Source organism: Leptolyngbya sp. FACHB-671 (assembly GCF_014695745.1).
In the GTDB taxonomy this organism is placed as follows: Bacteria; Cyanobacteriota; Cyanobacteriia; order Elainellales; family Elainellaceae; genus JAAUTN01.
On sequence record NZ_JACJOV010000082.1, the window covers coordinates 1 to 12,357 of the forward strand.

The following is a 12,357-nucleotide window of genomic DNA, read 5'->3' on the forward strand; positions in this document are numbered from 1 at the left end:
GTTAGCTTCTCGTTGTCTTACTCTTTCAGCCATGCCAGACACCATTCGTGGACACACACTTTTTCATTGGTGGAAGGAGGAATAAATTAGTGTCACTCTACCATCCGGATTCCTATGATTCTAACTTGACAAGAATTATCGTGCTTATTCTTCAATTTCTCCGATCAAATTGACAATACCGTACACAAGTAGAGTTGTTATTTGTAATTGTGAATAGGGCACCTTAAGAAAGATAAATGTAAGAGGCAATAACTGCTGCATGTTACAAACAATCGCTTATGTAAGATTCGTCAAGTAACCCAGAATTTACTTATTGAAGGGCGTTACAAAAAGAATACAGCTAGGTATTTACGTGCTTATACCAATTTCGTATGAAATGCAGGCAGCCTTACAATTACTGAAAGTTTCAGGGAAAGACGAAGATTAAAGTGCAACCTCAAATCAATTGGTATTAAGGATGCTGTAAGAATTACGTCGTTCTACTTTGCTTCATGAGGTACCACACGCTTGTGTTGAAACATACAAGCCCAGGTCAACTAGCAGGATGTCGCCAAGTTCCTCCAGCTAAAGCAATTATTCAATTTTTCAGTTTATAGAAGCCGTGTATGACTTATTAAGTCTGCACGACTACTGCTTGCCTGTTTGCTTGTAAACCTTATTCTCACTAAGTGTCAAAGTACAAAGATGCCATACTCCAACGTCGTTACTAACTGGAACTCATATCCTGCTGCTAATCTTCAGGTTGCTGTTTCTGGCTCAAATTATGATGCAGCCGGAGATCTTGCAAATAACGCAGACTTAACCAACGATCCGTCGGGTGTTGCTTTATATTCTCGCTTTGACAACTCAACAGGCACAAAATATTTGCTTTTGAGAGCTGCTGTAAACAGCAGCTTTTCTCAGAAATTAATCATTAACTTCGATGTTGATGCGGGCACTGGGCTAGATGGCAAGATTGATTTTGCCCTTGTAGCTGACATGGGCGCTCTACCCAACAGCTACACGTCAGGCACCCCTGTTGCAGACGGACTTTATGTTGCAGGTAGCCAGAGTGGCAGCGTAAACACGCGACCCAACAACACTGACTTTTATCTAGCAGCGCAAGCAAGTGTTCAGAGTGCTCTGAAAATTGCTGACTCGGCGATCGCAAAAACGACGATTTCAGGGACTACGTATGTAGATCTGATCATTAACTTCAACAACATGTATACGCTTCTCCAAGATGCTTCCAGCACCGATGGAGATGCGCAAGTTGTAGCATCACCCTATCCGAATTTCAGCGAAAATACACCGATTCGCTTTGCTCTGACTTCATCTGCCAACCTGAACAACGTTAACAAAGACATCTCAGGTACTCCCACCAACGACCTAGCAGCAACGTGGACATCTTATCTCAGCTCAACAGCATCGTTTGCGAACTTGGTGGCAGCAGCAACACCACCGAATATTGTGGCAATTCCAGAGAATGCAGGGGGTGGGATCAACGCGACAGAAGCCGCTGATGGCACATTAGTGACTGTTGACCTTACAGGAACGAGTGCTGTAGCAGGAAATATTCTAACGCTCACTTGGGGTGGTCAAGCCGTTACCTATACCCTAACTGCCACTGATATCACTAACAACAGTGCCACCGTTACTGTTTCTGCTGCCACAATCACCACTCAAGGCAATAGCACGTTTAACGTTACGGCAAAAATTGGCTCCGGCGCAGCTTCCGCAGCGTTCCCGGTGACCGTAGACACGATCGCTCCGACCGCTCCAACGATTTCTAGCATTCCAGAAAACGCAGGAGGTGGGATTAACGCAACAGAAGCTGCTGATGGCACGATCGTTAATGTCAGTTTAGCTGGAACTGGAGCGATCGCTGGAAACATCTTGACTGTGAACTGGGGCACTCAGACTACAACCTACACGCTGACCGCAACTGACATCACCGCTAATAACGTTGCTTTTCCTGTTTCGGCTACCACAATTGCGGCTCAGGGCAATGGCACCCTCAACGTCACAGCAAAGCTGACTGACTCCGTAGGAAACACCAGCGCAAATTCTGCTCCCTCCTCCGTCACTGTTGATACCGCTGCTCCCCTAGCTCCCACGATTGCCAGCGTTCCAGAAGCCACAGGTGGCTTGAATGCTACGGAAGCAGCAGACGGAACGTTGGTCAACGTTAGTCTTGCTGGAACCGGAGCGATCGCAGGTAACACGCTTACGCTCAGTTGGGGCACTCAAACGATCACCTACACGCTGACTGCCACCGACATTACCAACAACAGTGCCGCTGTGGCTGTGCCAGCTAGCACGATTACGGCTCAAGGCAATACGACCTTCAACGTCATTGCCAAGTTGACAGATCAAGCAGGCAATGTGAGTTCCAACTCCAATGCCTTCCCGGTGAGTGTCGATACGATCGCACCCACCGCTCCATCCATCTCCACTATTGCTGAAGCAACAGACGGACTCAACGCCACTGAAGCAGCTGATGGTACAACAGTAAACGTTAGCCTGACTGGAACTGGAGCTGTTGCTGGCGATACGTTAATACTGAACTGGGGCGGCGAGTCTATTAACTATGTCCTGACTAGCAGTAATATCAGCAGCGGTAGTGTTGCACTCACCGTACCAGCGTCTACCATTTCTGCTCAAGGCAATGGCAATGTTAATGTGACTGCAAGCCTCATTGACAAGGCAGGAAATGTCAGTCTCACTTCGACTGCTTTTCCAGTCACGATTGATACGTCTGCACCTGCTGCACCTGCGATTAGCAGCATTCCTGAAGCCACAAACGGCATTAATGATGTTGAGGCTGCTGATGGCACGATCGTCAATGTGAGTTTGGCAGGAACCGGAGCTGTCGCAGGCGACAAACTTACAGTGCTTTGGGGCACACAGACCGTTAGCTACACTCTGACTGCGAGCGACATCACCAGCAACACGGTTACTGTCACCGTTTCTACTGCCACCATTGCTGCTCAAGGAGATGGCAGCTTCAATGTGACTGCTCAAATTACCGATCAGGCAGGCAATAACAGTCCCACTTCCAGTGCATTCTCGGTTGCGGTAGATCAAACAAGTCCCACCGCTCCATCTATCTCCAGCATTCCTGAAGCAACGGGCGGACTTAATAGCACTGAAGCCAGCGACGGCACAGTTGTTAGCGTTGCTCTGACCGGAACGGGATCTGTTGCAGGAGATATCCTAACAATCAATTGGGGAGCTCAAACGGTCACTCACACGCTCACCAGTGTAGACATTACCAGCGGCAGCGCGATCGTCACCGTTCCCGTTAATACTATTACTGCTCAAGGGCAAGGTGCTGTTAGCGTTACGGCTCAAGTGAGGGATCAAGCCGGTAACTCCAGCCCCACTTCTAATCCTGTCGCAGTCACCGTTGATACGATCGCACCCACCGCTCCTCCAACCATCGATATCCCCGAAGCTACTGGCGGAATTGACGCAACAGAAGCGAGTGATGGCACAACGGTCAACGTTAGCTTGACTGGAACAGGAGCAGTCGCAGGCGACACTCTAACCATCAGTTGGGGAACACAAACCGTTCAATATACCCTGACCGATGCTGATATCACGGGCAGCAGTGCAGCGGTCACTGTTCCAGCTTCTACCATTTCTAGCCAGGGCGACGGCAACTTTAACGTGACCGTCAAACTGGTTGATCAGGCAGGCAACGTCAGCCCTGATGGTTCACCATTTGCAGTCACCGTCAATACGGCTCCTGCAAATGCTCCTACCATCAGCATTGCAGAAGCAATCGGCGGACTCAACAGCACCGAAGCCGCAGACGGCACGCCTGTTGTCGTCAACATCAGTACGACTGGAGCAGTCGCTGGCGATACCCTGAGCGTTAACTGGGGTCCGCAAGTCATCAACTACACCTTAACTGCAAACGACATCAACAGTGGGAGTGTCTCCGTAACAATTCCCACCAATACGATCGACACAGAGGGTAATGGTAGTGTAAAGGTTTCTGCCCGCGTGGGTGCAGGTCCTTCTTCATCACTACTGACGGTGCTGGTCGATACGGTTGCTCCCATAGCTCCTGCAATCACAAGCCTTCCTGAAGCTACAGGTGGACTGAACAAGACTGAAGCCGCAGACGGCACGATCGTCAACATCAACTTAACAGGAACAAACGCATTGGCTGGAGACACCCTGACCCTGAATTGGGGTGGTCAGACAGTCAACTACATCCTGACCAGCACTGACATTAGCACCAACGGGGCGATCGTTACCGTTCCTAGTGGCACGATCGTCACTCAAGGAGACGCTACTTTTGATGTCACGGCGCAACTGACCGATCAAGCGGGCAATAGCAGCCTCAAATCCTCACCTGTCTCAGTGACGGTTGATAGGACTGCTCCGACTGCGCCTGTAATCAGCAGCATTCCAGAAGCAGATGGCGGGCTAAATGAAGCAGAAGCCTCAGATGCCACCCCCGTTACTATCAGCCTCGCGGGAACCGGAGCGATCGCGGGAGACACCCTAGTCTTGGCTTGGGGAGGTCAAACTCTCAGCTATGTGCTAACCGACAATGACATCGAAGCTGATAGCGCAACAGTGGTTGTGCCAGACGCGACGATCGTGACTCAAGGTGATGGCACCTTTAACGTCACGGCAAAACTGATCGACCAATCTGGCAACAGCAGTACTGATTCCTTGTCCCTCTCTATTACGGTTGATACAGTCGCTCCCGCAGCACCTGTCATCGCCAATATTCCTGAAGCATCCGGAGGACTTAACGCCGCTGAAGCCAAGGATGGCACCACTGTAAATGTGACATTAGGCCTTTCTGGTACAGGTGCTGCCGTGGACGACATCCTCACGGTTAGCTGGGGAGGACAAATGGTTGATTACACGCTGACTAGCAGCGATATTACTAAGGGCAGTGTAGTTGTTCCGATTTCCGCTTCGACTATTTCTGCACAAGGTGATGGTGCGTTCAACGTCGCTGCTAAGCTGACGGATCAAGCAGGAAACTTCAGCCCTGGCTCTAACCCAATCTCTATTACCGTTGATACGATTGCGCCTTCTGCTCCAACCATCACCAGCATCCCAGAAGCAGCAGGTGGGATTAATGCGGCTGAAGCCAAGGATGGCACAACTGCCAATATCAACCTCAGCGGCTCCGGTGCTGCTGTTGGAGATATACTCACCCTTAACTGGGGTAATCAAACGGTTGAGTACACCCTCACAAACGCAGATATTGCCAACGGCATCACGATCGTTACAGTTCCGGCGGCAACGATCACTGCCCAAGGCAACACAGCGTTTAATGTCACGGCGCAACTCACGGATTCAGTTGGCAATGTCAGCCCTGCTTCTGCCCCAATTGCCGTCGTGGTTGATACGGTTGCTCCGACGGCTCCTCAGATCACGGACATTACAGAAGCCGCAAATGGACTAAATAATTCAGAAGCAGCAGATGGAACGGCAGTTAATGTCAGTTTGGCTGGAGCTGGTGCAGCTGTAGGTGATACCGTGACCCTAAGCTGGGGCAGCCAAACGGTCAGCTACGTCTTGACAGACAGCGATATCACGAGTGAGAGTGCGAGTATCGTAGTCTCATCGGCGATCATCACAGCTCAAGGCAATGGCACCATTGGCGTTACTGCTAGGCTGAGTGATCAAGCTGGAAACAGCAGCCCCAATTCTGCTGCCACGTTCGTTAGCGTTGACACCACTCGTCCACTTGCCCCAACGATTAGCAGCATCCCAGAAGCAGTTGGAGGCATCAACACAGCAGAAGCCGCCGACGGTACGACAGTAAACGTCAATCTAGCTGGAACTGGAGCGATCGCTGGTGATACCCTTACCCTAAATTGGGGAACTCAGACCTTTGACCGGGTACTAACCAATACCGATATCACCAACGGCACTGTGGCAGCCACAGTTTCCGCCGGAACTATCTCCACTCAAGGCAATGGCACGTTCAACGTTACTGCGAAGCTAACTGACCAGGTCAGCAATAGCAGTCTTAATTCTCCTGCGGTTCCTGTTCAAGTCGATACGATCGCACCCACAGCCCCTTCAATCAGCAGCATTCCTGAGTCTTCAGGCGGAATCAATAATACAGAAGCTGTTGATGGAACAACAGTGAATGTCAGCCTTGCAGGAACCGGAGCCATTAAAGGGGATACGCTCACCCTGAATTGGGATGGGCAAGCGGTCAACTACACGCTGACAAATAGCGACATTGCAGCAAACAGTGCGACAGTCACAATTCCCACCTCAACCATCTCTGCTCAAGGTGATGGTACGTTCAACGTCACTGCCCACGTTATCGACCAAGCAGGAAACAGTAGTGCAAAGTCATCTCCCTTCTCTGTCACAATAGACACAACTGCGCCCACGGCTCCTGCCATCACCAGCATCCCCGAAGCCGCAGGTGAAATTGACGCAACAGAAGCAAGTGATGGTACAACCGTCGATGTTGGACTGACCGGAACAGGTGCGATTGCGGGTGACACGCTCATACTCAACTGGGGCACCCAAACTGTTAATTACATTCTCACAGACGCAGACATTACAGCTACCAGTGCTACGGTCACAGTTTCTACTTCGACGATTACTACTCAAGGTGATGGTACGTTTGATATCTCAGCTAAGATAGTCGATCGAGCAGGTAACACTAGCCCCAATTCTGCAACTGTACCTGTCACAGTTAACACGGTAGTTGCCAACGCTCCATCGCTTAGTATTCCAGAAGCGGCGGGTGGCTTAAATAGCACTGAAGCAGCTGATGGCACCTCAGTTCTGGTAAATCTTAACGGTACTGGAGCTACCGCAGGAAATACGCTTGCCATCAGTTGGGGAAGTCAAACCGTCAACTATGTTCTGACGAGTAACGACATTACAAGTAACAGTGCTACTGTCCTCATTCCAGTTACCACCATTACTGCCCAAGGAAATAGCACGTATAACGTCTCAGCTCAGATTGGCTCAGGTCCCTCTTCCTTTGCCATTCCTGTCACAGTAGACACGACCGCACCCACTGCACCTACCATTGCTAGCATTCCGGAAGCCAGCGGTGGATTGAACAAGACTGAAGCCGCAGACGGAACTTTGGTGAACGTCAGTCTTGCTGGAACAGGAGCTTTGGCAGGTGATTCCCTTACTCTAAATTGGGGCAACCAGCTCGTCAGCTATACGCTCACAAGTACCGATATTACGAACAACAGCGCAACGGTTACGGTGCCTGATTCCACCATTACCTCTCAAGGCGATGGTACCTTCAATGTCACCGCTAAGGTGATTGACCAAGCAGGAAACAGTAGCCCCGATTCAGCTCCTGCCCCTATCACAGTAGACACGATCGCACCCACGATTCCTGCAATTACAACTATCCCAGAAGCAACAGGTGGCATCAATGGGGCTGAAGCGGCTGATAGCACAACCGTAGATGTTAGCCTGACTGGAACAGGAGCGTTAGCTGGCGATACGGTCACCCTCAACTGGGGTACACAAACGGTGAGCTACATTCTGACAGACAGCGATGTCACTAGGGGCAGCACCATCATTACGGTTCCGGTTGCCACGATTGCCGCACAAGGAGATAGCACCTTTAAGGTCACTGCCGAATTGCTCGACCAAGCAGGAAACAGCAGCCCTATTTCTACGCCCACTACCGTCACCGTAGATACGATCGCCCCTGCTGCCCCTGCGATTAATATCATCTCCGAAGCCACAGGTGGCATCAGCCAGACTGAAGCATCTGATGGCACAACCGTAGATGTCAATCTGACAGGAACAGGCGCATTAAGCGGGGATGTTCTGACTCTCAACTGGGGAGCGCAAACTGTCAACTATACCCTGACCGATAGTGATATCACCAACAGCAGCGCAATGGTCACAGTTTCATCTGCAGCAATCACTGCACAGGGTGAAGGTAACATTAGCGTCACTGCTAAGATCACCGATCAAGCGGGCAATATTGGCTCTCTTTCACCAGCGGTTTCAGCAATCGTTGATACAACACTACCCATCCTGACTAGTGCAGCAGTCAATGGTACGACCTTAACGCTCAACTACAGTGAATTGCTCAACAGTGGTTTCACACCGTCTACAGATGCTTACACCATTACAGTCAATGGCACTGCTGCAGCCGTTAGTGCGATCGCCCTCAACAACTCTACCGTCACTCTGACGCTTGCCAACCCCGTTAACCAGGACGATACCGTAGCTGCCAGCTACACCCAACCCGGAAGTAACTTGACTCAAGATGCTGCGGGAAATCCTGCAAATTCTTTCACCAATCAGGCAATTATCAACAACACGGGAGACACTACATCACCTACCCTTACTAGCCTTACTTCCAGTTCTCTCATCCTTAACAATGCAACAGTAGACAACGGTACTTTCACGCTAACGGCAGTCTACAGCGAGGCAATGAATACTGCGGTCAACCCCACCCTGAGTTTTCCAACAGCAGGAGAAGACCCAGCGTTTACCATCAGCTTTGCTAGTGGTAACTGGACAAACAGCACAACCTATGTTGCAACCTACAATGTCGCTGATGCCAACACTAACCTGGCAAATATTGATGTTCGGATTACGGGTGCGAAAGACGGCGCAGGCAACCTCCAAACTTCTGCCAATTTTGCTGACCTGTTCGGTATTGATACGCTTAACCCCACTGTCAGCCTCTCTTCAGATGCACCTACGGAAGTTAAGAGTTCTTTTACAGTCACTGCGAGCTTTAGTGAAGCAGTAACAGGATTGACGAGTGATGATATTACGGTCAGCAATGGCACCATTACTACTGCTCCGACGAGTGACGATGGTGGCATCACCTATCGCTTTACCGTTAGCCCCAATGCCACTGGTGTAGTCAACGTTGAGATGGGTGCAAACATCGCTCAAGACAAAGCAGGGAATAGCAACAGTGCTGCGCCTAGCGGGCTGAACCGCACTGCCAATCTCACCACATCTTCAGCCCCATCTTCTCCAGTACTATCCAGCAGCAGTGACACAGGAGCATCTAACTCTGATAATCTCACCAGCGACAACACTCCTACCCTGATAGGAACAGCAACAGCCAACACCACCATCAAACTGTTCAACGGAACCACTTTACTTGACACTACAACCACTGGTGCAGACGGAAAATGGAGCTTTACTCCGCAGTCACCGCTTCCAGATGGAGTCTACCAGCTGAGCAGTGCGGTTGTTGATAGCTTGGGTAATACCAGCCCAACGTCTACTCCACTCACCATCACCATTGATGCAACCCCACCTACTGCTGTCCTTGACGTGAGTGCCCCGCCCACAGAAGACAATCCACAAGGTAAGCTGGTCATCCGTTTTAACGAACCCATCAAGAACTTTGATTTATCTGATTTAGCACTGACGCACGATGGTGCACTTGTGTCGCTAGAAGGGGCCACCCTAACAAGTCCTGATGGAATGACCTGGACGATCGGCAATCTCAATGGACGCACCAATGAAGGCGGTAACTACACACTTGCCTTCACCAGTACCAACGACATCAGTGACTTACTAGGCAATCGTTTTGCTAGCACAGTACAAGGCAGTTGGACAGCAGAAGAGTGTCAACTGGGTGAGGCAATTGCAATTGACTTCACAGGGGGTGGTAAGCGTGGCAAGGTGCAAAAAGGCAATAGCAGCAAAAATCGGCTTAGCGGTACTCGCAGAAATGACCTCCTTAGAGGGTATAAGGGCAATGACATCTTAAAAGGCAAGAGTGGCAATGACAGGCTAGTTGGCGACAGTGGCAAAGACGTTCTCACAGGGGATAGTGGCAACGATCGCCTGCTCGGCGGCAGTGGCAACGATCGCCTTACGGGAGGTCGTGGCAACGATCGCCTCACGGGAGGTCGTGGCAACGATCGCCTTAGTGGTGGTACAGGTCACGACTTAATCAAGGGTGACCTTGGCAACGATCGCCTTAGTGCTAGCAGCGGCAATGACATCTTAGTAGGTGGTCGGGGTCGAGATCGGCTAACCGGCGGTCGGGGTCAAGATATGTTTGTCTTCAACACCCTGAAAGAAGGCGTTGATCACATCACCGATTTCAATGTCACCACTGATTTACTGGATCTACGTCCTATCTTTGCTCGTAAAGAATTTGGCGGAGCAGCAGCGGCACAGCGATTTCACGGTCAATTAATCCAGCAGGTTCAAGTGGGAGCCAATACAGAAATCCGTGTTGATAGTGACGGTCTGAATTCCGGCAGCAACTACACCACACTGGTCGTGCTAGATAATGTCAGCGTTGGTACTTTTGACTGCATTAACCTTGTGCTGACGGGAGATGCTTGTCGGCTGGCAAAACCCACTCCAATTCGGTTCAACGTGGGTAAACGTGGGGTAAGCATCAGGGGCACATCAGGCAACGATCGACTATCTGGTAAGAATAGGAACGATCGCCTTGTAGGAGGTACAGGCAACGACATCATGAAGGGCAACGCAGGAGCCGATCGGCTCTTCAGCGGCAGTGGAAATGATGTCTTAGATGGTGGGTCTGGACGGGATCAATTAACGGGAGGTACAGGACAGGACCGACTATTGGGACAAAGAGGCAGTGACGTTTTGATTGGTGGGTTGGGTCAAGATATCCTTACGGGTGGACGAGACAAAGACCTGTTTGTCTTCGAGAAACTATCTGCAGAAGGCGATCGCATCACCGACTTCAATGTCAGACAAGATGCACTTGACTTGCGCCGCATCTTCGCCAAACCTGCCTTTGCTGGAGGACGAGCACATGCTCTCCATACCCAATTAATCCAGTCTGTACAGATGGGTGCTGATACCCAAATCCAAGTTGACGCCGACGGAATCGGGGCAGGCAAAACGTTTGTCACCCTTGCTACGTTGCAAAATGTGACAGCTACAGCAATTAGCTGCCGTAACTTTGCCCTATAAAACAAGGTTAATGTAAGCAAGTCACCCCACCTGCTTACATTAAGCATACTCTTTGGACTAGGTGGACAATTCGCATTATTTCAAGCTGGAGGATTAAGTCCAGGTTTAAGTAATGCTAATAACGTTTCTCTAAAAAGAGGCTACAGATGGAAGGGCACCCCGCTCCGCAGGGTGCCCTTCCATCTGTAGCCCTAATTTTTGGAATTGGTATATCCCCTCATTCTCCCATCCTCACCTCAACGTTTCAGATTTCTTGGTAACAAATATGTTTGCTTGAGACAGAAGATTGTTATACAAACACTAGAAGTTCATGCACAAGCAATCTCGTAATAGAACTTTAGTGCAGCTGAAATATGAGTTTCCAAGGTTGCTATTTGGGTTTGATTTGCCTCCACCTCTGCGGCTAGACTATCGGGGAATTCTTTGCTGAGGAACTCTAGTTGGTTTTCGGCTTGCTCGATCCGTTCCATATCAACAGCATCCGTGGCGATCGCCTCTAACTGCCGCGAGAGCTGACCCTGGTCAGACTTGAGTCCAAAAGTCAATCAGGTGAGGGTACTTGTGAGAATGGCGATCGCATTTCCTGCTACACCTGACCTAAAAATTTCGTTGCCTGAAAATCAAACTAAACGCTATACGACCGAGGCTGGTTGCTGCTGTTTTTGTTCGTCTCTTCTTAAGTCAGGGTTATTAAAGTTGAAAGGATTGGGCGATCGCTCTATCAACTTCATATGAGCATCAACGTCAAACAGATGCCACACCCGTAACACGATTATTGCAGCAACCTACCTAGGCTAGCTGGAGATCAGAAGTCTCCATGAGCAGCCTGTGAGATGAACTCCAAACGCTTACGCTGCTCTAGCCACTGAAGACAAACCTGTTTGACTAACTGAACATCTTCGGCAGCTAACTGTTCATCGTCCTGTTCAGAAGCAAGAATCTGAGCCACTTTCACGGCTTGATCACGCGGTATACAAGCCTTAACTAGCTCAGATTGAAAAAGCTGCTCTTTCTCCTGGACGGACATCGGTAACCTTCGGTTCATAGCTTTTGCCTTGGAGTCACCTTCAAATCTTCTAAAGTGCCTTCAATAGATCCTATTTTTATAACTGACGCTGAACTGGTAGGACGAAGGACGACAAGCCAACCACAACCACAAGAGTTTAGCCGTTAACACGTTCTAATCTATCCGCTAAAAGGGTATATATGCTTACCACTTTAGATAGAGAAGATTTAGATCGATAACAAACTTCTTCGCCCTCAGTTTTGTAGGAAAACATCATAACAGCACGAAAAATAGTGATCTGTGGGTTTTGTAGTGCACATTTTTTGCCATTTCAGCTATGTACAGTGTGGCGCAAATAGCACTATCGAATTCGGATTGAGGAAGGGTTTGACGCTATGGCAGATACATCCGTCCTATTCCTACCCAGAAGGGTGAGAGTTCTCTGTCGGAGGAGC

Annotated in this window: 4 protein-coding genes; 1 reads left to right on the top strand and 3 read right to left on the bottom strand. The window is 49.8% G+C overall.

The window, feature by feature from the left end:
• Window positions 1-684 precede the first annotated feature (684 nt).
• On the top strand, window positions 685-10,896 hold the full coding sequence (locus tag H6F93_RS10645) for an Ig-like domain-containing protein (RefSeq protein ID WP_190680525.1): 10,212 nt from the start codon (window positions 685-687) through the stop codon (window positions 10,894-10,896).
• Window positions 10,897-11,204: 308 nt separating this feature from the next.
• Here H6F93_RS10645 and H6F93_RS10650 read toward each other — a convergent pair whose 3' ends face one another.
• The 3 genes from H6F93_RS10650 to H6F93_RS10660 all read right to left on the bottom strand — a co-directional run bounded on the left by H6F93_RS10650 (window position 11,205) and on the right by H6F93_RS10660 (window position 11,941).
• Window positions 11,205-11,441, bottom strand: a complete 237-nt coding sequence (locus H6F93_RS10650; protein ID WP_190680527.1) for a hypothetical protein — start codon at window positions 11,439-11,441, stop codon at window positions 11,205-11,207.
• Window positions 11,442-11,528: 87 nt separating this feature from the next.
• Entirely contained in the window at window positions 11,529-11,666 is a 138-nt protein-coding gene (locus H6F93_RS10655; protein ID WP_190680529.1) for a hypothetical protein, read from the bottom strand.
• Window positions 11,667-11,701: 35 nt separating this feature from the next.
• Window positions 11,702-11,941, bottom strand: a complete 240-nt coding sequence (locus H6F93_RS10660; RefSeq protein WP_190641112.1) for a hypothetical protein — start codon at window positions 11,939-11,941, stop codon at window positions 11,702-11,704.
• Window positions 11,942-12,357: the final 416 nt, after the last annotated feature.

Coding starts and splice junctions, on each gene's coding strand:
- H6F93_RS10645 (WP_190680525.1), top strand. CDS start 685: ATGCCATACTCCAACGTCGTTACTAACTGGAACTCATATCCTGCTGCT.
- H6F93_RS10660 (WP_190641112.1), bottom strand. CDS start 11,941: ATGAACCGAAGGTTACCGATGTCCGTCCAGGAGAAAGAGCAGCTTTTT.